At 41.5% G+C, this 22993-nt stretch carries 14 protein-coding genes; 5 read left to right on the plus strand and 9 right to left on the minus strand.

The window, feature by feature from the left end; translation table 11 throughout:
• Positions 1 to 105 precede the first annotated feature (105 nt).
• From QWZ17_RS02345 to bglX, 7 genes are all read right to left on the minus strand, one after another.
• Positions 106 to 1665 carry an FG-GAP repeat domain-containing protein gene (locus QWZ17_RS02345; RefSeq protein ID WP_290303268.1) on the minus strand — a complete coding sequence of 520 codons (1560 nt, stop codon included), beginning with the start codon at positions 1663 to 1665 and terminating at the stop codon, positions 106 to 108.
• Positions 1666 to 2004: 339 nt separating this feature from the next.
• Entirely contained in the window at positions 2005 to 3561 is a 1557-nt protein-coding gene (locus tag QWZ17_RS02350) for an FG-GAP repeat domain-containing protein (protein ID WP_290303269.1), read from the minus strand.
• A 14-nt stretch (positions 3562 to 3575) separates the two neighbouring features.
• Positions 3576 to 4895: a vanadium-dependent haloperoxidase gene (locus QWZ17_RS02355; RefSeq protein ID WP_290303270.1), complete on the minus strand. Its 1320-nt coding sequence runs from the start codon at positions 4893 to 4895 to the stop codon at positions 3576 to 3578.
• A 10-nt stretch (positions 4896 to 4905) separates the two neighbouring features.
• Positions 4906 to 8523 carry a VCBS repeat-containing protein gene (locus QWZ17_RS02360; protein WP_290303271.1) on the minus strand — a complete coding sequence of 1206 codons (3618 nt, stop codon included), beginning with the start codon at positions 8521 to 8523 and terminating at the stop codon, positions 4906 to 4908.
• 82 nt (positions 8524 to 8605) lie between these two features.
• Positions 8606 to 10381, minus strand: a complete 1776-nt coding sequence (locus QWZ17_RS02365) for a RagB/SusD family nutrient uptake outer membrane protein (RefSeq protein ID WP_290303272.1) — start codon at positions 10379 to 10381, stop codon at positions 8606 to 8608.
• A gap of 26 nt (positions 10382 to 10407) precedes the next feature.
• A complete protein-coding gene (locus QWZ17_RS02370; RefSeq protein ID WP_290303273.1) occupies positions 10408 to 13659 on the minus strand; it encodes a SusC/RagA family TonB-linked outer membrane protein in 3252 nt (1083 codons plus the stop codon).
• A 916-nt stretch (positions 13660 to 14575) separates the two neighbouring features.
• The gene (gene bglX / locus QWZ17_RS02375; protein WP_290303274.1) at positions 14576 to 16885 is read right to left on the minus strand and encodes a beta-glucosidase BglX; all 2310 of its coding nucleotides are present in this window, start codon (positions 16883 to 16885) and stop codon (positions 14576 to 14578) included.
• Between the two features lie 199 nt (positions 16886 to 17084).
• Here bglX and QWZ17_RS02380 point away from each other — a divergent pair, with 199 nt between their 5' ends.
• Together QWZ17_RS02380 and QWZ17_RS02385 are read left to right on the plus strand one after the other, a co-directional pair.
• Positions 17085 to 17846, plus strand: a complete 762-nt coding sequence (locus QWZ17_RS02380; RefSeq protein WP_290303275.1) for an NUDIX hydrolase — start codon at positions 17085 to 17087, stop codon at positions 17844 to 17846.
• Between the two features lie 151 nt (positions 17847 to 17997).
• On the plus strand, positions 17998 to 18651 hold the full coding sequence (locus tag QWZ17_RS02385) for a hypothetical protein (RefSeq protein WP_290303276.1): 654 nt from the start codon (positions 17998 to 18000) through the stop codon (positions 18649 to 18651).
• Between the two features lie 9 nt (positions 18652 to 18660).
• Here the strand turns inward: QWZ17_RS02385 and QWZ17_RS02390 are convergent, their stop codons facing one another.
• Positions 18661 to 19014, minus strand: a complete 354-nt coding sequence (locus QWZ17_RS02390) for a hypothetical protein (RefSeq protein ID WP_290303277.1) — start codon at positions 19012 to 19014, stop codon at positions 18661 to 18663.
• On the opposite strand from QWZ17_RS02390, the gene QWZ17_RS02395 reads away from it, so the two are divergent.
• From QWZ17_RS02395 to QWZ17_RS02405, 3 genes are all read left to right on the plus strand, one after another.
• Positions 19013 to 20881, plus strand: a complete 1869-nt coding sequence (locus QWZ17_RS02395; protein ID WP_290303278.1) for a M1 family metallopeptidase — start codon at positions 19013 to 19015, stop codon at positions 20879 to 20881. The genes QWZ17_RS02390 and QWZ17_RS02395 overlap by 2 nt on opposite strands.
• 135 nt (positions 20882 to 21016) lie before the next feature.
• A complete protein-coding gene (locus QWZ17_RS02400) occupies positions 21017 to 21223 on the plus strand; it encodes a hypothetical protein (RefSeq protein ID WP_290303279.1) in 207 nt (68 codons plus the stop codon).
• Positions 21213 to 21539 carry a type II toxin-antitoxin system RelE/ParE family toxin gene (locus QWZ17_RS02405; RefSeq protein WP_290303280.1) on the plus strand — a complete coding sequence of 109 codons (327 nt, stop codon included), beginning with the start codon at positions 21213 to 21215 and terminating at the stop codon, positions 21537 to 21539. Before QWZ17_RS02400 ends, QWZ17_RS02405 begins: the two co-directional genes overlap by 11 nt.
• A gap of 51 nt (positions 21540 to 21590) precedes the next feature.
• On the opposite strand, the gene QWZ17_RS02410 is transcribed toward QWZ17_RS02405, so the two are convergent.
• The gene (locus tag QWZ17_RS02410; protein WP_290303281.1) at positions 21591 to 22886 is read right to left on the minus strand and encodes a hypothetical protein; all 1296 of its coding nucleotides are present in this window, start codon (positions 22884 to 22886) and stop codon (positions 21591 to 21593) included.
• Positions 22887 to 22993: the final 107 nt, after the last annotated feature.

Genomic DNA, 22993 nt, shown 5'->3' on the forward strand with positions numbered 1-22993 from the left:
TACGGCATCCGGCAATAAATAACAGGAGTAAAACTACTTAACAAAGGCTCAAAGGGGACTGTACTAATTTATCATTTTGTTATACAAATGTTACAAAACACGCTTTTAAGGGCGTTTTGAGAGTGTATTTTTTAACACAATGATGGGTTCAAATAAATCCCAATTGGGTTTATACCCCTTTTGGTTAATGAGGCCTTTGCCACCAATGGAAAAATTGCCTAAAATAATATCGAGGTTGCCATCCTGGTCAACATCGGCCACATCCATCGAAATCCAACGGCCGTATTGGTTTACCGGAATTTCGTGTACCTTGAATTTGCCGGGGCCGGTTTGTTCATGATAGGTAAAACCTTCGGCAGGGTGATTTTTAAAATCGGGAAAGAAAGCGATGACAGCTAAATCCAAGTCACCATCGTGGTCAAAATCGGCGGCTACCGCTTTGGAGCAGCCGTTGATATGATAAAAGTAAGTTTGTTTAAATTTCCAGTTACCCTGGTTGGTAAAAATGTATACCCCGTGGTAAGGTTTTAATATGGGTGAGTAGTCGTCATTATCGCCACAGGTGTATAAAATATCAGGCTTGCCATCGTGATTAAAATCAACTACCTGGAAACTGCTGGTACCATATACCGGCGGAAAGCGCAGAATATTTTGAGCGTCAAAACCGCCCTTTTTATCATTCAGAAACAACCATACGCCTTCATCGCCCTGGGCAAACAAACACATGATATCGGGCCAGCCATCATGATTATAATCGTCAACGTAAACCTGTGTTGGACCGGGAATAGCCCTGATGTTTTTTTTGATGAACTTGTGATTTGCCTGTTGCTGCACCAGGAACAAACCGCCCCGGTTATTTCCAAAACCGCAGCTCACATAATCCATCAAGCCGTCCTTATTAAAATCGGCATAAGCGCTTTTTACCGGGCGGGGCAAACTATCGGTAACCAGTACCGAATCTTTACTTTTTGATTTGCTATCCAGATTAATATTAATCAGCTTGCCCTTCAGCAAATCATTAGGAGGCAATACACCAATACAGGTAATTGTAGCTTCATTGGGGTTAGCATCAGTTTTAAAAAAGTTAACATCCGCAATGGCCGAGGGGAACTTTTTAACCAGAGTTGAGTTTAAATCCTTATCCCAGCGATACAAACCGCTTTTGCCGCTGCCGCTATAAATGTGCTTATCATTGGTGTTAAAACCAACCATAGTAGTCATAGATGGCATGCCTGTAGTATCTACATGCGGCGGACGTTGCACACGGAAGATAGCCCAATCCTTAACCGCTTCTGGTTTGGGGATAGTTAGCTTATCGGGCGCGTAGTATTTATAGTAAACTACAATTTTATACCAGTCATTTAAGCTGATTGCCGAACCTGTACGCGCGATATATGAGTCCATAAAAGATCTGATACCGAGCTTAGGTGCCATAGCCGGCAGGATACTTTTATCCCAGGTAGTTTTATCAAGTAAAGAAGGATCGGGAGCCTGGTGGCAACTTGCGCAATGTTTTTTTACTAACACTTGTCCTTCGGCAAGGTATTTTTCGTCATCTGATGATAAACCACTGTCACTACAGCTGTTAAAAGCCAGTACTATAGTAAATACGAATACCAGCAATAGGCAGATATTATTTGATGAAAGCCTTTTTTGTTTTTTCATACGCACGTAGCTGTTTAAGGCTTTTTTTATTTTTTATGTAGAGATACATTACATGCCTCTCAAGCTATGCAGAGCAAATTCGGCTTGCACGTGGTAGACGAAACGCTGGCGAAGACTCACCCGGCTACGCTGCGCTGGCCACCCTCTCTTCGGCTTCGCCGGAAAGAGGGGTTTGAAAAGTTTATATTTTATCACATCCTTCTAATATCCAGCGTTCAAACCCCTCTTTCCACCGAAGTGAAGAGAGTGTGGCGGGTGTAGCCTCGCCGGGTGAGTCTTCTACGCTATACAATCTACGCCATTCCACCGATTTTAATAATGGCAATAAAATAGCTCCCCCTACTTCTTCATATGATTCTCCAACACAACGAGTGGTAAATGCAAATCCCATTGTGGTTTTAAATCATGAATAAATTTAAACCCGTTGGCATAGTTACCTAACACAATATCGGGTTGTCCGTCATTATTAATATCGGCAACTTCCATACACATCCATCGGCCGTATTGGCTTACCGGTACAGCATGCGCTTTAAAATCAAGTCCCTTGGTGTGCTCAAAATAAATAAACTCCTCCTGTGGGGTGTTTTGCATATCGGCAAAAAAGGCAATGGTAGCAATATCAAGGTTACCATCGCCATTAAAATCGGCAGCGATAGCTTTGGTAGCACCATTTATGGGATAAAAATAGCTTTGCTTAAAATTCCAGTCGCCGGTATTGGTGTAAATGTACAAACCGTGGTACGGCTTCAATATGCGCGAATCATGATAGTTATAACCGCAGGTGTATACCAAATCCGGCTTGCCATCGTGGTCCATATCAGCCAGTTGAAAGCTGGTTGAGCTGTTAGTTGGCGGAAAGCTTATCAACTTGCGGGTAGTAAAACCACCTTTCTGATCGTTAGTTAACAGCCAAAGTCCTTCATCGCCGCTGCCGGTTAACACCATAATATCGGGCCAGCCATCTTTATTAAAATCGCCGGTTACGGCCTGCACCGCGCCACGTTTATTTAAAATGGTCGATTGCTCGTAAGTATGATCCTTATTTTGCTTAAGCAGGTAAACGCCACCCTTTTTTATACCCTCACTGCAAACTACTACGTCGGTCAGCTTGTCCTTATTAAAATCAGCTATCACGGTTTGTACCGGTCTTTGTAAATCAGATGCGATGTAGGTTTGTGAGGCATTAATATCTTTAGCGTCAAGGTCAACCTTCACTATTTTTCCGTTAGGGAAGTCAACCCGTTCAATTCTGCCTATGCTGGCAAAAAAGCCACGGTTATGACCTTGCTCGTCCTTATCAAAACTTACCCCAAAACCTGCCGACGGGAACGACCCCAGCGAATCTGATTTGAGATTAGCATCCCAACTTAATAACTTTTCATTTTCGGCATCGGCGCTGTACAATTTATGATTAACTGGGTTGTAAGCTACCATGGTTGTAAAACTGGTATAACTAACCGGCGCTGGCTTTTTTAACGTAAAACCAGCCCAATCTTCAATTAGCGGACTTGGTTTTTTGGCAGGGGTTAGCGTATCGGGTGCAAGTTTTTTGTAATAATCAACTATAGTAAACCACTCGGCAATAGTTACACCGGTAGTATCATTAGGGTTATTTTTAAAGTACGAGCCTCCATAGGTTGATATATGTACCATGGGTGCCATATCAACCAAAACGTGATTTTCCCAAACACCTTTGGTTAATGAGTTAACAGGAGCAAGATCATGGCAGCGGGTACATTTTGTTTTAACCAGGTACTCGCCATCAACCTTTACATTCCCCGTTAAAACATAGGGCTTGGGTTTAGGCTTGCATCCGTTAACAAGGGTAACGCCCGCTAACGTAGCCGAAAATAAAAGCAGGTAAGCAGTAACACGATAACTTTTTTTAAAATTCATATAGCTTATAGCCCTTATTTTTTAAGTTTTAATTTCTTCCAGATGTATTCACCAACCTGGCGGCCCTGAACCGCGCCCTGGTTTACACTGTTGATGTAATGAATGCCTCCGTAAAATCTGCTTATTGAGGTTTCATCAGATGCTTTCAGGAACGAATCAAAATGGCGTTTCATGCCGATGTATTTATAATCGCTGGTATCCTCATAAGCAAAGTTATCGCCAAACAAATGGGTTAATATTACTGCCGATGCGGCGCTGATATCGCTATGCCCGCTTGGATACTCGGGGAATGGAGGTGTTTGCAGCATAGGCAACCAATCGTGATCAATTTTATCATTAATTACAGTAACCGGTCTTATGTAGTTGGTTTCGTACTTAACCTGCCAGCCGCAAATAAACGCGTCAAACAGTGCTATTGATGTTAAAGCGTAGGTCTGGGCCGTTTTAGCCACATCTGCATGCGTTTGCTTACAGGCGATAGCGGCTATGCCAATCCAATGCCCACCCGGGGTAATTTTTTTGTTGGCAAACATCAAATGCCCGCTGTGCTGAATTACAAAAGGGTTATCATCCCAAAAGCGGGCTATGGTTACCTGCTCTGGGGTTATATGTTTACTTAAATCATAAACGGCCTGGGTTGCTTTGAAAAACTCGCTGTTTTTATCCTCGCTATATGGTGTTGGCGGCGGCAATTTAAACTGGGTAGATGTATCAACCGCGAAGGTGTGCATAGTACCCCAGCAAAACTCTACACCATCCAAATAATCGGGAGCGGTTGGCCGCCATTGGCCCGGCGCGTCGTTACCTAAAAAACGGGGTTTGCCACGGGTTTGCGGATAGTTATCAACCATGGCGCGCTTCAATATAAATTTACCCATCTGGGTACCAAAAGCTATTGAGCGGGCGTAGGTAGAATCGTCAAGGTTATCTTTATAAGCGGCATATACCTTGTCTTCATACTTCTGTAAGGTATCTACAGAAAATGTAACCTTATGTGCCACTGTAAAAAAAGCTTTGGTAGCCGCCAAAGTATAATTGTATTGCAGCCCTTTTTTAGGTTCGGGTGGCTTGCCAAAGCCTTTTAACTGAGCGGCAATAGAATTATAATCGGGGTTGCTATAACGTACAACCTCATATTGAGCCAGCGCGGTATAACCGTAAATGCGACTGGCCACTGGTGGCGTAAAAACGTCATATATAATTACCTGGGTTAGCTGATCAACATTTTCATGCAATACATCGGTATCCTTAGGTAATGCTGTTTTTGTTTTTTGCGTACATCCGTACAACATCAATAAACACGGAAGGGCTACAAATATTTTAAAATACCTCATATACAAATAATTAGTTAAGCTGTACGGTTCGTTGGTGGCCAAAGCTATCGGTTATGGTTACCGATGCCATATTGCTTTCAATATTAAAAAATCTACCTGATTGCGACAAGAAAGAACTTCCATTATAAAATTCCTCTTTTGTGGTTTTTCCATCTTTATATTTAATGGTAGCAAAAGCATCTAAAGGTTGTAAGCTAACCGTTTTTACAGCCCGCCTCAATTCAAATAGCTTCATGGCATCGCGGTTTTGCGTAGCTGCCAACAAGTAGCCCCCCTTGGCTCCTCTTAATTTCACCAAAGCCTTGCCATCGCCGGGAATAAACAAACCGCTTTGTAAAATACTCATAGGTTTAAAGCCTCCTTTACCATCGCCTTTAAGTAGCAAACCGTTAAAAGCATCATAGCGGCCGGTTGCTACTTCGGTGCCGTAATCATTACCGTTAAGGGCTACATCTAAATTTCCATCACCATCAAAATCATCAACAGTGATGCCGCATAGTTCAGACATTTGCGCGTCAATTGGTAAGGGGATAGCTGTAAATTTACCGCCGCCATCATTACGCAAATAGCACGATTGCAGGTAATTTGCCTTTAACCTTATGGCACCTTCACGCATTTTAGGCGTCACAACAGAATCCATGGTGGCCGTTGCAAACGAGCGGTAATTCTGATACCTCACCCTGGTGCCAATAATTTGCTTAATCATGTCATCGCGCCCAAATGCCGGAAACTCCTGTTTAACACCTTCCTGATCTTTCAGAAAAACGGAAGGAATAGCGTCATAACTGCCATTGTTATCAAAATCCTTAGCGGTTATATAAATAGGGTATTGATCTGATGCTTTATAAAAAGTGTTCAGCCCGGTGTTACCTACAATATAGTCGATATCGCCATCGTGATCAAAATCGCCGGCGGCAATGGTGTTCCACCAGCCTAATTTATCCTGTATGCCTGTTTTGGGCGTTACGTTTTTAAATGTGCCTTTATCATTTTCAAGGAAGGTGACGGGCATCCACTCGCCGGTGATTACCAGGTCGGGCCAGCCATCGTTGTTAAAATCGGTAAAGGTGGCATCGCACACCAGGCCCATATCTTTTAGGGCCGAAGCCACCGAAGCCGATACATCGGTAAATTTAATTACGCCGTTTTTACTATCGTTACGTAGCACAAAGCTCGATACCGGTTTAGGATAATTCCATGGATCAACACGACCAGATACAAACAAATCCAGCTTACCATCCCGGTTATAATCAGCAGCCTTTACGCAAAGTTTACTGGTTAGGTTTTTAGGCAAAGCATCGGGCTGTAGCTTAAAGTTGCCTTTACCATCATTAATATAAAACCTATCCTGGTAGTTGCTTGATCCCGGCTCGCTTTCATTACCGCCGCTGGCTATATATAAATCAAGATGACCGTCGCCATCGGCGTCAAACAACAACAGGCCCTCATCTTTCAGCCTTATTTTAGGCTGACCGTATGATCCCATATCCATTGGCCCGTTCTGCGTAGCTTCTGCTTTTGCTTGCGGCAACAAATCGCGCTGAATAAATTTACCATTGGGTTGTTGCAATAATAACTGTGCCGGGTAACGGGTAGTACCACCAATTACCATATCATCAAAGCCATTACCATCAACATCGCCCACAGCTACCGCCGGGGTGTATTGCGATAATTTATGCGGAATTAATTTTTGAACATTAAAGTCGATATAGTCATGTTCCTGGTGCTTGTAGCTGATCCCCGCCGATTGGGTCACTTCTTTAAATAACGATGTATTATTAAACGCAGGCTGTTTAAAGGAATATGGCGTGTGCGCGTCGGTTATTTTTACGTTAAGGGTTTGGTTGGTTTTAACATTGGTTAAAACCTGCTTTTTACCGTTTGCCCAACTTATAACCACCGAATCTAAATTGGTTATGTTGCCCAAACCAAAGTGGGCTATATTTTGAATGGTTGATAAATATCCCCTGTAAGGCGAGTTTTCATAAACCTGCTGTTTGCCGTGGTTGTAATAAATATTTGCAAACGCGCCAATACCACCTGGGTTTTGTGCCCCGCCATGGAATTGGATATGCAAATAGTTGTTGTTGGTTTTGTCTTTTTCGCGGGCGGTATTTTTGTAGATGAAAGGCTGATCGTCAATGTTATTGATAATCATATCCATAGCGCCATCATTATTTAAATCGGCGTACGCCGCGCCGTTTGAAAATGAGGGAGCGCTTAAGCCCCATTCTTTAGATACATCGGCAAACTGAAGCCCGTCGGTGTTTTTAAAGGCGTAGTTTGGAATTTTTACGATAGGCACCTGGTCCAGAATTTGCTTACTGGATGCCACCGCGAATGCCGAATTACGAAAGACGATAAAATCATGATCGGTAACGTCGCGCGGGTAACCGTTGGTTACTACCAAATCGCGAAGTCCGTCGTTATCAAAATCGGTTAGTAAAGGTCCCCAGCTCCAGTCGGTTTGGCCAACACCACTTAAAAAAGCGGTTTCGGCAAAAATTGGGGCACCTAGAGAATCATTCTGACCTTTGCGCGGGCCCTGGTTAATTTGTAAAGTATTACGGGTATATTGGTATTGTTGCCCGTAATGATCAAAGTTTTGAAAAATCTGGTAATTATTTGAGGGCATGAACATCTTTTTGCGGTAATTATCCTCGGGGTTCATATCTACCTCAAAGGCATCTACCAGGCCATCGTTGTTCACATCTTCAAAATCCTGTCCCATGGCGCTGAAAGACGTATGCTTAAAATACTCTTTTGATCTGTCGGTAAAAGTGCCGTCACCATTATTAACATACAGGATGTTATCGGGGATAAAATCGTTGGTTACATAAATGTCTTTAAAGCCATCTTTATTAATATCTACAATAGTTGCCGCATGCCCGTAGCCCTCAATGCCTATACCCGCTTGTTTAGATACATTGGTAAATACCGGGTGTTTTAATTTAGGGTCCCAATCGTTACGGTAAAGCCTGCCTGTGCTATGATGGCTACCATCTTTAATAACCGGCCTAAAGGTACTTTGGTTATCACTGGCCACAGCCTCGTTTACAGTTAAGTACATATCCAGGTCACCATCGTTATCATAGTCAAAAAATGAAGCCATGGTAGAGTGGATCTTAATATCCAGGCCATACTCTTTAGCCATTTCCTTAAACACCGGAACACCATCCTTACCTACGCCCTGGTTTACATAAAGCAGGTTGGTTCTTTTAACCGAGTCATCAAGCAGGGTATTACATACATAAATATCGGCAAGCCCATCGTTGTTAATATCCACAACAGCTACGCCCCTGCCCCAGCCTCCCCGGCCGCCAACGCCTGCTTTATCAGTAACATCTTCAAATTTAAAATCGCCTTTGTTAAGGTATAATTTGTTTGATACCTGGTTGCCCACAAAGTAAATATCCTGTAAACCGTCGTTATTAAAATCGCCTATGCCTACACCACCACCATTATAAAGGTTGAGTTTGGTAAGGGGGTTGATCTTATCATCTTCAACAATAGTATTACTAAATGTGATACCCGATTGTGATGAAGGAATTTGCTCAAACAGGGTAGATTTTTTGCACGCCGATAGTAAACAAATGAACAGGCCGCTTAAAACGTAGATATTCTTCATTAATTTGGTACAGTTGGCTAATAAAAAAGGTGGAGGTAATTACCTCCACCTAAATTATAATAATTGAACGGGTTATCAAAAATTAATAACCAGGGTTTTGTTTTAATTTACCAGCACCTGTTGATGCAGAAAGATCAATTTGGGCTTGTGGTATTGGGTAATACTCGTTTCTGCCTTTTGTAAATTTAGCGCCGCTCAATTGGTTATTGATGTTAACATCATAAGCAAAGAAAGCATTGATCTCATCAGCCATGCTGCCAGTTCCCTGGTCCCAACGCTGTAAGTCAAAGAAACGCTGACCTTCCATACCTAACTCCAATTTCCTTTCAAAATGGATAGCGGTACGGGCATAAGCTTTATCGGCAAATGCACCTGCAGGGTAGGGTTTTACAAGGTAGTTATCAGCAGGAGTAGTTTTAGTAGTGTACTCAGATTTTGACGGATCATAAGCAGAGCCTTTATAAACCCACCAGGTAGTATTTGCAGCACGGTTACGTACCATGTTAACATACGCTAAAGCCTGATCTGTGCTACCAACTTCAACTTCTGCCTCAGCAGCCATTAAAAGCACGTCAGCAAAACGCATTAGGTTTACGTTATTTGAAGTAACCTCGTTTGCAGCCCAGTAGTTTTCAGTGCTTGAGTTTGTGCCTTTTTCTGCTGATGAATAAACGTTTTTACGTGGGTTGAAAACACCATCTGTAGGGTCACGAATCCAGCTTGCAGGAGGATTGCCCCAATCAAGATAAGGAATACCAGGACGGCCCATAGTGATATCAATACGTGGATCAACCGTACCAGTGTAAGGATCAGTTTTACCACTTACCAGTTTACCGGTGTTATAAGTGGTAAACAATGGCAAACCGTTTGCATCTGTTTTAAATGAGTTACCTAATGACTGTGATGGGTTAAACCAACCGCAGCAGGCACCAGGACCGCTATTGTATGGGAAGTTCAACTCGTCGCCGGTGTTACCGTTGTTACCGCCAGAGTTATCATTAACTGAAGCTTGTGCAGCAAATACAGATTCAACACCGTTTTTCTGACCAGCCTGAGGGCTAAAGTTTTTCTGGAAGTTTGTATTTAAAGCGTAGTGAGTAGCGCCATCTTCAGGGCGTACACCGTTAGCGATAAAATCATCAAATTTAGCTTTAGCTTGTGCGTATTTATGCTCAAACATGTAGGCTTTAGCAAGATATGCTTCGGCAATCCATTTGTTTGCACGGCCTTTGCTGCCGGTTTTAGCAGGCATGTTATCAACACCAGCCTGTAAATCAGCTTCGATATTTGGCCAGATATCCTTATCGTTTGGCTGGTTACCATCGGTAACAGTTTCATCAACATAAGGAATCATGTTGTACATCTTTTTTAATTCAAAGTAGTAGTAACCTCTTAAGAAACGAGCCTCGCCGGTAATCTGTTTAGCGTCATCAGCAGAGATATCTTTTGCTAATTTCAAGGTACGTAATACGTCATTCGCACGTACAACACCATCAAAGCATAAAGTGTATTTTGATGTGATGTATGGGTTTGATGTAGTTTCGTTAAAGTTACCTACAGGCAAAGCATCGTTACCACCGTCTGATGGTTCAGAACCTTTGTAAGCATCACCAGCGGCAACACTACCAAACAGCCAGTTTGAACCGGCAGCATCAATACCGCCACCAATACCACCTACACCATCTAATAAAGAGTAATCGCCAATCAATAAACTTTCAACACCGGTTTTGTTGGCCACAATTGCCGGGCTTAAACTTTGCAAAATTGGCCTGTTCAACATGTCTTTATGACATGCATATACCAGGCACACTAATAATAGTGCCAACGGTATGATCAGTTTTTTTTGTAATTTTTTCATAACTTTTATTTAAAAATATGTTTGCATTAAAAAGTGGCGTTAACACCAATGTTGTATATTTTTTGGTTAGCTGGGTAGTTACCAAAATCAATTCCGGTACTGGTATTATCAGTTGTGCTTGATGGTTGCAACTCAGGATCCAAACCACTGTATTTGGTAATGGTGAACAAGTTGTTGGCCAGGAAGTAGAACCTTAATTTTTTGATACCTAAGCTTTTGATTTGTGAATTTGGAATAGTATAACCCAAAGTTAATGATTTCAACCTTACATAAGTGCCACTTTCAACGTACCATGAGTTTGGCTGACCAGTATTATCAGCATTTGCTGTACGGGTTAAAACCGGGATAGTTGCATTGGTATTATCAGCACCTGGTTTCCATACTTTAGGGCCTAAAATGTCGGCACTTACGTTACCTGTAAATACTTGTGGGAAGTAAGTCCAGTATTTAACGTAGTTAAACACTTTGCCACCAAATGAACCGTAAAGGAATGCATTAAAGTCAAAGTTTTTATAGCTCATGTTTAATGTAAAACCACCGGTAAATTTAGGGTTAGGGTTACCAATAAAGGTTTTATCGTTTGCATCTATTTTACCATCGTGGTTAATATCCGCGTATTTAAACAACCCTGGTTTCGCGTTACCATCGGTTGGTGAAGCGGCAATATCTGCAGCATCTTTGTATAAACCGATAACTTGGTACCCGTAGAACTCACCTACCGGCTGACCTGGTTGTAACCTTACAAAATTTTGCAAACGAGTTGAACCATTACTATTTCTGTCCTGATATTTAATACCATTTAAATCTTTTACAAGGTTGGAGTAATGGCTTACATTCAAACCTAAATCGTATTTGAATTCGCTGCCAACATTACCATGGTAATTAGCTGTTAACTCCACACCATTGTTTTGAATGTTACCACCGTTAACATATGGAAGGTTTGGTACTGCAACTGTTGCAAGCGCTAAAGAAGGATCTGTTGATGGGAATAATAAACCGGTAACTGATTTTTGGAAATACTCGAAAGATAAATCTAACTTGTTGTTTAAGATGGTTGCATCAAAACCAATGTTTTTGATTTTGTCAGTTTCCCAGGTAGTAGCTAAGTTACCTAATTGAGTTTTGTATAAACCTGTAACTGTTGTGTTACCTGTGCCATTGATATCGTAGTTAGCGTTACCGTTTGATTGTGCATAAAGGTTATATGCATTGCTCAAACGAGTTTCAATACCAGACAGTGAACCTAATGAGCCGTAACCTGCACGAATCTTAAAGTCATTTAACCAACTGATATCTTTCATGAAGCTTTCTTTTGAAACCCTCCAACCGGCAGTTACTGATGGGAAAGTACCCCATTGGTGGCCAGGTGCAAAGTATGAAGAACCGTCACGACGAATAGTACCACTTAACAAATATTTATCGTTAAAGTTGTAATCTAAACGGCCGAAGAATGATTGCAGACCTGCATCAAAAAGCTGATCGACACCATTGCTTGGTGGGTTTGCACCGTTTGCTACAGTTACGTAGTTAGGGTCAAAAGAGATGTTATAGTTACCACCACCTGCGCGGATGCCACGACGGTAAGTAGTAACAGCCTCAGTACCGGCCAAAAACTTAACGCTATGTTTTCCAAACTGTTGGTTATAGTTTAAGGTGTTTGTCCAGGTGTACTGGCTATTGTAACCTGCAACTTCGGTAAAACCATTGGTAGAAGTGTTACCTTCTGAGTTTTCGTAAGCTGGTACGGTGTAATAGTAGTAGTAGTAGTTATCTACAGTACCACCAAAGCTTGTACGAATAGTAAAATGTTTAAGGAAATCAACTTCGGCAAAAATGTTACCATTAATATCCCAGTTGTTATTCCTGTTATTTTTGCTGCGTTCCTGAACAGCTACCGGGTTACTTGAGTTACCCAAAGCACCTGATCTTGTACCTGCAAAATTGCCGGCTATATCATATACAGGGATAACCGGTGGTTCGCGGTAAATGTATGATATCGCGTTACCTTCGTTTTGGTTGTTGCTAACGTTAGGATTTCTTTTGTAAAAAATATAAGCATTTTCACCTACACGGATATGATTACCAATAGCAAACAAAGTGTTAGCCCTTACCGAATAACGTTTATCGTAAGTGTCAATAAGCGTACCTTGTTGGTTAAAGTAGTTAACCGACATTAAGTACGTTGATTTTTCGCTACCACCGCTGGCAGTAACGTTGTGGCTTTGAATTGGAGCCGGCTTAAATACCTCGTGAAACCAATCAGTACCTTGTTTATTTGCCTTGGTGATCTGGTTGTCAGTAATGTAAGGATTTAAAACGTAAGTTGAAGGATCTGTATTTGGAGCACCTGCTTTAGCGCCTTGCGGAGTTAAATAATCAGGAACAGTCCATGTGCCTGTGTTGTTTGGGTCATACTGAGCATTACCATTCAACAAGTTACCGGTACCATCGGCTTTAGGTGTATTTTTGTATGATTCATAAATTGCTTCAACATAAGTTTTTGAATCGGCCAATTTAAAACCATCAGCTAATGGGCGTTGTGTACCGTAATATGCATCATAAGTAACTACCGCGCTGCCTGTTTTACCTTTTTTAGTAGTAACAACCACAACACCGTTTGAACCACGTACACCATATATGGCAGCAGAACCAGCATCTTTCAGTACCTGGATAGATTCGATATCGTTAGGGCTGATATCATTTAACGAGCCTTGAACACCATCGATAACCACTAACGGCTGTGTGTTGTAGATAGAACCTACACCACGCACGTTAACCGTAGCACTACCACCTGGGTTACCAGAGTTAATTACTGTTACACCGGCAGCCTGACCTTGTAATAAAGATGCGGTGTTACCAGATGGAACAGTTTTTAAACTGGCCACGTTAACTACAGCTACCGAACCGGTAATGTCCTTTTTACGTTGCGAGGTATAACCCGTTACCACAACTTCGTTCAGAGCATTGTTACCGGCAATCAGGGTGATTGTCATGTTGGTATTGCTACCAACTTTTACTTCGGCGGTTTGATAGCCGATGTAAGATACTACCAGCGTTTGGCCGGCGCTTAAGCTAAGGCTGAATTCGCCGTTAACATCAGTTACAGCGCCCGTAGTAGAACCATTGATACGTACCGACGCACCAATGATAGGCAATTTGTCATCGCTGCCGATAACTTTACCCTTGTACTTTGTTTGGGCTGTAACTACCAATGAAGAAACCAGGCAGCATAGTAGCACGCCAAGGAATCTTCCTTTTAGGAGTAAACTTTTAAACATGAGATTGAGATTTAGTTGATTAATATATTTGATTTAAGATCTTGGTTCTAAAGGTTAGTGCTTCGCTAAGTTTTTAACTGGACTATAACAAGCCTTGCGACGATTTTTTTGGTGAGAACAAAAAAACCATCAGGCCGGCGCACAAAAAGTGGCCCTGTAAATAATGAAGATTTTAAAATGTTTGAGTGTAAAAGTTTTATCATATATGAACTTCCTGCAACAATTTTAATTTATCCCGTTACGCTCCTTTCATGTTCCTTAAACAAGGGCTACATGATCAAAATGTTATAATACTATCAGAATTTGTTCGGTTTCTGGTGTTCCAGAAATTTATATTGGCTATGGAACTAATGTAGTTAGAGTGTATTAGTTACACAAGTGAAAAATATAGATTTACAAATTAATTATTTATAAAACATTTTAGGGCAGTAAAATCACAAATTGCAGATGTTATATTAATAAATCATTAACAAAACCCCTACTTATTTAAAAATTTTATAAAGTTAATTTTGCGCTGTTGGCGCATATATATCATCCGGAATGTTCCTCGACATTAATATTTAAAGCAAGTGCCTTTAAAGCTTTCATTTTTTTGTTGAGTTGATGCCATTAAAATATTACAAAGTAAAAGATCAAAAAGTGTTAAAATATCATCATGTTTTTACAATAATGTCATCATAACATTTATTATTTTAAGTACTTATAAATGTAGTTTAAACATTTATAAACAACAATAATAAATGTTTAAACTACATTTATAACGTAGAAAACGCCCTGACATATTCGTCATAAAAATGGCTTTAAAGCAAAAAAAGCGCTATGCATTTAACATGCATAGCACTTTGCTGATTACCGCAATTATGGCGGCACAATTTCACATCATATATTATTTATAAACATATAAGGCTTTTATATTTTATTTACTCCACCATAAAGATGCCGAATGAGTATCACTTGAATTTGTACCAATTTGTACCACAAATTCGCCCGGTTCCCAATCATATTTTAGCTGGCTGTTGTAAAATTTCAACTGCTCTGGCGTAATGGCAAAAGTTACTTCTTTGGCTTCGCCCGGTTGCAGGTTTATTTTCTTATAATTTTTCAATTCCTTAACAGAACGGCTTATGCTGGCAACAGGATCGCTGATGTATTGCTGCACCACTTCTTCGCCCGCGTATTTGCCGGTATTGGTTACGGTTACCGTAGCGGTAAGCGTTTCATTACCTTTTAACTTGGTTTTGCTAAGCTTTACACCACTGTAGCTAAATGTTGTGTAACTTAAACCATAACCAAACGGATAAAGCGGATCATTTGAAATATCCAGATAGTTTGATTTAAATTTAGTTGGACCACTGCTATACGGACGGCCAGTGTTTTTATGGTTATAATAAATAGGTATCTGACCTACGCTGCGTGGGAATGTCGCGGTAATTTTACCTGCCGGGTTATACTCGCCAAATAAAACATCGGCAATGGCGTTACCCGCCTCGGTACCCGGTGCCCAAACGTCCAAAATAGCGTTGGCGTGGCCGTTTTCCCAGGTTAGGGTAAGCGGGCGACCGTTAAATAACACAACAACTAATGGCTTGCCTAATTTTGATAACTCTTTCAGCATATTTTCCTGTGGTTCGGGAATGCTGATATCAGAGCGGCTTGATGATTCGCCCGACATACTTTGCGACTCCCCTACTACGGCAACAATCACATCAGATTTTTTTGCAGCCTCTACAGCTTCCTTCAATAGCTCATCGGCTGATTTTGGATCGATAGAAATCATACCCGGACCAAAGTTCAGCCTTTTAATAAATTCGGTATCCTCAGTGATGTTTGATCCTTTGGCGTAGTTAACAGTAACGCCGTTTCCAACAACGTTTTTAATACCTTCTAAAACACTTACCGATTTTTCCCAGTCGCCGGCAACTACCCAGGTGCCCAGCATATCGCGGTGATTATCGGCCAGCGGACCAACCAAGGCGATGCTTAAACCTGTTTTCTTGAGTGGCAAAGTTTGCGCATCGTTTTTTAACAACACAAATGAGTGTTTGGTAATTTCGCGGGCGGCACTCCGGTTAGCTACAGATAAAACATCTGTTTCTTCGCGGGCAACATCCATTGATTTATAAGGATCGGCAAACAAGCCTAATTTGTATTTGGCTTCCAGCACACGACGGCAAGCCTGGTCAATTTGGGCCTGGGTTATTTTACCTTCTTTTAGTGATTTTTTCAAGGTGGTTAAAAAGCCTTCGCCAACCATATCCATATCGAGGCCTGCTTTCAGGGCCAGGGCCGATACGGTTTGCAAATCGCCTAAACCGTGCGCCTGCATTTCGTTAACGGCTGTATAATCAGATACTACGAAACCATTAAAACCCCATTGCTTGCGTAACAGATCTGTCAACAGCCATTGGTTGGCTGTAGCGGGTACGCCATCAACGGTATTAAATGAACTCATGAAACTACCGGCACCTGCATCAACCGCGGCTTTATAAGGTGGCAGGTAATCCTGGTACATTTTAATACGGCTCATATCAACCGTGTTATACTCACGACCGGCCTCGGCACCGCCATATAAAGCAAAGTGTTTTACGCAGGCCATTACAGCATCGGCATTTTTCATGCTTGCCCCCTGGTAACCCTGCACCATGGCTTTAGCAACCTGGCTGCCATACCATGGGTCTTCGCCCGATCCTTCAGAGATGCGGCCCCAGCGTGGGTCGCGGGCAATATCAACCATTGGCGAAAACACCCAACTTAAACCTTCGGCAGTCGCTTCTTTAGCTGCAATATGGGCCGATTGTTTGATCAAGTCCATATCCCACGTTGCCGACATGCCCAACGGAATAGGAAAAATAGTACGGTGACCGTGAATTACATCCAAGCCAAAAATAAGCGGGATATGTAAACGCGAGTTTTTAACCGCGGCTTCCTGCACTTCTTTGGTATTTTTTGCACCCCAGATACCAAACACACCGCCAATGGCTCCTTTATTAATTTTTTCCGCCACACCTTTATTTACCACCGAGCCTGTTGTTGGGGCGCCGATAGTTACCAGGTTTAGCTGGCCAATTTTTTCGTCGAGAGTCATCTTTTTTAGTAGACCGCTCACAAAAACATTCATTTTGGCATTTTCGGTTTTATTTTGTGCCGATACCTTACTAAATGGCAGCAACACCACACAAAGTGGGATAACCCTGGCAAAAAGCTGAGTTGAAAAATACTTGTTCATTTTTTTAATTTATATAGTATAAATAGTGTTTGGCAAAAAATAGCCCTCTAAAAAAGCGTCATTCGCCTTTAAATAATTGCTTAATTAAAAAATTATCGCTTTAATTGGTTAGGTTACAACAACATTACAATTGTGTATTTAGTACACAATTGTAATTATTATAATTAAATAATCAAACTATTTTTGTAGAATAGCACAAATGTTAACTAAGGAAGAACTTATTGAGTTTTGTAAAGAGGCACGCGAAAGCTACCTCGACCATATTTCTATAGATTGCGTGGTGTTTGGCTTTCATGAAGGCCAGATGAAAGTGTTGTTGTTAAAAAACAAGGACGAAGAAAAATGGTACCTGCCGGGCGGCTTTGTGCTTAAGCCCGAGCCTATTGAAATGGCCGCCAACCGCATATTGAAGGAGCGTACAGGCCTTGATGAAATTTTTTTACAGCAATTTCATGTTTTTGGCGACCCGGATCGTTCAAAAGTACATAACGATATGTACGCTGATATGCTGCCGCCTGAGGAAAACTGGTTCTCGAACCGTTTTTTAACGATTGGCTATTACGCATTGGTCGATTTTTTTGAGGTAACCCCACAGCCCGACCGTTTCTCTGAAGTATGCGCCTGGCGCGATATGGAGGATATGCCCGAGCTGCAGCTTGATCACGGCCTCATCTTTAAATCGGCTTTAGATACCCTGCGTGTGCAGTTAAATTACCAACCCATTGGCTACAACCTGATGCCGAAGGAATTTACCATGCCCGAGCTGCAAAAACTGTACGAAACCATTTTAGATAAAAAATTGGACCGCCGTAACTTTCAGCGCCGTATATTAGGTTTCGGCATTCTTAACCGCGCCGAACAGCCCCGCAAAGGCGGTGCCCACAAAGCGCCCTATTTATACTCTTTTGATTTGGAAGGTTATAAACACGCGTTAACTGAAGGCTTTAAGGGAGGATGGTAGAATATCAATTATTGAATTATGGAATTATGGAATTATTGAATTAAACAATAATCTTTCCAATGTGATGTTGTTTGATTTCCGCACTCGAGAGGATAGGTGAGCGATATAAAGTACACTTAGCAAGTAGGTAGCCAATTACAAAGCAATCAAGATGAAACAACTCCTGGTTTTCATGATATTGGTGATGAGTTTATCAACAATAGTCTCTTGCGTTAGTCCTGACAGTTCAGGAGTAAAAATAAAAACTAAACAGGCCGATAGCACAAGTAAAAGCTTGGTTGATCCAGGCATAGATTCTGTTGATTTAGCTCCGGTTGAGTATGCTGACCGTGATAGTGCATGCCTTGCGGTAAAAAGCAAAACCCTTTGTATCCTCAAAAAATATAAGATTGATTTAAAAAACGCCCGCCCCTTTATTTGCCAGTTAAAAAACGGTCATATTGAAAAATGCAGTTGGTTAATTTGGGGAGATGTGACCCTAATCTCAATTTTGACTGATACCAACCGCGGCTACATCATGTTGTATGCAATAGATAACAAAGCCCAAACCCTGGTAAAGGACGAACAATTTAATCGTGATTACTTACCGGGCTTTGGAATATTTGTGATTAATGGTAACAAAATATTCACCATGCACAAATACTACTATAGTGAAAAGCATGATATGAGATCAACCGGCTCATTATATACTATCAAAAACGGCAGGTTTGTATATATCAAAAGCAGGGAAGAGAAAAATGAAATTAGCGATGATGATACCGCTATTATTAATTTTTCGCAACGGCCTTTAAATAAAAAATTCTAAGTTTTAGCTTTACTTCGCCACATACTCCAGCTTTACCTGCACATTTAAGCTTTCGCTCATTTTGGCAAACTGACCCGAGTTGCGGGTAAAGTCGGGGTCGGTATCCATGTACATATTGGTTATCTTAACCATTTCGGGGTGTTTATCGGTACCTATATTATAGGTAAGGCCTTCTCCGCTTTCTAAACTTTGCTTAAGCTCCAGGTATTGCTTACCTGTTATGATAATCATTTTTTCTGAGGTCATGGTCAGTACGGTTATAATGGACAATATTAAACAAGCGGCAAAACAGTTGTTATTGAGTTGCTTTACATCCTGTTTATTATATTTACGGTAAATATAAGTGATATAATCTGGCTTCATGATCAACCTCAAAAAATTACTGTCTGTAGTTTTACTATTTGGCAGCGCCGTAGCATCGGCACAAGTAGTCCTCCCTATTAATACTACCCTGCAAAAAACCTATACCAAGGGTACCCGCACACCGGGTGGCGCGCCGGGTAAAAATTACTGGCAAAATACAGCAAACTATACTATCAAAGTAAACTTCGACCCTAAAACACGTTTGGTGAGCGGCACTGTTGGTATTGATTATGTAAACAACAGTCCGGATACGTTAAAAAGGGTAACCTTTAAGCTTTATCCAAACCTTTACCAAAAAGGAGCGGCACGGGATAGGGGTATATCACCAAACGACCTTACCGATGGGGTGGATATTAAATCAATGAGCCAGGATGGACAAACGTTGGATAGCACCAAACGCCGTATTGTTAATACCAATATGTCGGTGAGGCCAAAGGCCATCAACCCAAAGCAAACTACGCACTTTGATATTGCTTACGCCTACACACTTAACAAAACATCACATATCCGTACCGGGCAGGTTGACGATGGCGCGTTTTTCATAGCCTACTTTTTTCCGAGGGTAGCCGTTTATGATGATATTGATGGCTGGAACGAATATCCGTACAAGGGATCGGAAGAATTTTATAACGACTTTTGCCATTTTAATGCCGAGATCACCGTACCCGGCGACTACCAGGTTTGGGCAACCGGTAACCTTAAAAATGCCGATGAGGTTTACAACCCTAAATATGTAAAGCTGATTACCACCGCCAACACGTATGATAAAGTAACCGACATTGTTACCGAGGCCGATTTGGCCGCCGGCGACATTACCAAAAAGAACCCAACCAATACCTGGAAATTTGAAGCCGATAGCGTTACCGATCTGGCCTTTGCCACCAGTAACCATTATATATGGAAAGCAAGCAGCCTGGTAGTTGATCCTAAAACCAGCAGGCGCACCCGTGTTGACGCTGTGTTTAATCCGGCGCACAAGGATTACTTTGAAGTAATTAATTACGCCCGCAAAACGGTAGAAACCATGAGCTACAAGTTCCCTAAATGGCCTTACCCCTACCCGCATGAAACCGTCTTTGACGGCCTGGATCAAATGGAATACCCTATGATGGTGAACGACAATCCGCTTGAGCAAAGCGAGGATGCCATTGAGTTAACAGACCACGAGATTTTCCATACCATGTTCCCGTTTTATATGGGCGTAAACGAAACCAAGTACGCGTTTATGGATGAAGGTTGGGCTACTATTGGCGAATGGCTGGTTAGTCCCGAGATTGATCCTAAAATAACCGATCTTTATGGTATCAGCGCGGTAAACGGTTCGGCAGGATCTGAGCAGGATGTACCTATCATGACCCTTACACCCGGCTTACTGGGCATTGCACAATTTACCGATAACTACCCCAAACCAGCATTTGGCTACCTGTATGTTAAAGAAATGCTGGGCGATGAGCTATTTACCAAAGCGCTGCATAATTACATAAGCCTGTGGCATTGCAAACACCCCATGCCTTACGACTTTTTTAATACCATGAACGCCGGCGCCGGCATTAACATGAACTGGTTTTGGAAAAACTGGTTCTTCGATAACGGCATCCCCGACTTAGGCATCAGCAAAATAACCCATGTAGCAAAAAACTACACCGCCACAATTACCAGCATAGGTACCAAAGCTGTTCCCGTACACCTTACCATCTATTACACCGATGGCAGCACCCAAACCGCCGGCAAAACCATAGCTTGCTGGGAAAAAGGCAACAAAACCACTACTGTAAACTTTACAGCCAAAGGCACTATTAAACAAATAGTGTTAGGTACTACGTACGACGTGGATTCAGATAAGAGCAATAACGTTTGGAAACCTTAGTTGGAGCAAGGATTTTTGGACAAAGGAGCAAGGACTTTTGGATGAATGAGTAAAATACTCATTCATCCTTTACTTTGTGTGCATTAACAAAACATATCCTTAAAATTCAACGGTATAATTTTGTAATTTTGATATATGAAATTTGTATTGGACGTTAAAGAGAATAAGGTAGAGATGCTTATGGCATTGCTAAACGACTTGCCTTACGTAAAAGCAAAGCCACTTACACCTTACAAAGCCAAAGTTTTAGAGGACATTAAAGACGCCGTAGACGAATTAAATCTGGTATTGGCCGGCAAACTTGAAGCTCGTAATGCAGATGATTTGCTGAATGAGTTATAACGTCAAATTCATATCTAAATTTGAAAAAGAACTCAAGCGACTGGCAAAAAAACATCCATCGCTTAAGTCTGATTTTTCATCTCTTCTTTTATCTCTCAAAGAAAATCCATCTCAAGGAATATCTCTCGGAAACGATTGTTACAAAATCCGGATGTCCATTTCAAGCAAGGGGAAAGGTAAATCGGGTGGTGCCCGCGTAATTACATGTTTTAAAATTGTACAGAACACCGTTTTTTTGCTCACGATATTCGATAAAAGCGAGCAGGAAAACATAGCAGACAAGGAGCTTAAAGAACTTCTGAAATTTATTGATTAAATCCCCTCATTCCAAAGTCCAATAGTCCTACAGTCCCAAAATCCAGCAGTCCTACTTATTATAAGGAGCTTCGTTTATCCAGTGAAATCCCCTGTTGATTAAGCGAAATTTATTAAGGTCGAATTTTTTGAGGGTAATTTTCAGGGAATCTTTATCCCACATGCCTTTGAGTTGCAAATCACCGTTTGGCGCTTCGGTGTATCTGAACAGGTTTCTTTTTAATGTATCGGTGTAGGTATTGATAACGATGCTATGCGTCTTAACATCGGTTTTAAAACTGTAGTTTTTTAAAGTATCATCCATCAGCTTTATGCGGGCGTTGTCTGCATAGCTAATAATCAGCTTGCGCCAGCGGGTGGTATCGGTGGTAAGCGGCGCAATGGTATCTTTATTACGTACAAAACTTTGCACATCATAAATACCGTATAGCGGCGGTTTCGGTGCTTTATCGCCGTATTGGGTTGCGGCGTCAATATCGCCATATAAATTGATGGCCACTACATAAATGATCAATACATACTTTATGGTTTTAAGGGTTATATTTTTCCACTTTGCCTTAAATCTGTGCGGATCAATATTTGATGGCGGCGCGCTTTTATTAAGGAAAAAGAAGTTGATTAACCGCAAGGCATCTTTCGACAACAGGAACAACGACATAGCCACCAGCATGGTTGAAAGCAGCTTAACCGGTACATCAAAACAATAATTGATAGCCATAATGTTGCCGGCAACAACCACACCCAAAATAGCCCCCAGCGTAGTTGTTTTACGGAAGAAGAGCAGCAGGCCACAAGAAACCTCGGCTATCCCGGTGAAATAGTTAAACCCGGTAGAGTAGCCCATATACGTCCAGGCCAGGCCCATGGGCGAGGCATCGCCAAATGATTCAAGCAACCGGCCCGGCGTTGGCGAACCAAATTGCAGTTTTATAATTTTAATAAAACCATAACTCAACATGGTTAGCGCCACATAGTACCGCACAATAACACAAACCCAATAAAACAGCTTATTATAATTACGCGCCTTACGGTCAATTACCGACCAGATGATAGCGCTTATTGCCGAAAAAGTCACCACAAATAATAAAACCAAATAATCATACGTGGTATCGCCACTGCCGCCTGTAAATTCGGTAACAGGCTTGGCCAGGTGCAGGATATTTTTGGCTATCCAGGGTATAAAGACGTGGAGGCGATTGATAAATAAGTTAAAAAACGGATCAGCATAGGGCAAAAAACCGTTAGGATCAAGAATAATGTAAACGATAAAAAATACGAGGAAAAACCGGAGCAGCAGTTTTTGAATACCCGACCAGTATACCGGTTCGGTTGCATTAATTGTGGTCATAGCAGATTTAGTTTAGGCTAAATATAATAATTCAGACGCTTATATCCTTATCCGACTGTCAATTAAGGGCATTTACAATGCTTACTAAAAACTACCTGCTAAAGTCG

It is taken from the genome of Mucilaginibacter flavus (assembly GCF_030409315.1).
GTDB lineage: Bacteria > Bacteroidota > Bacteroidia > Sphingobacteriales > Sphingobacteriaceae > Mucilaginibacter > Mucilaginibacter flavus.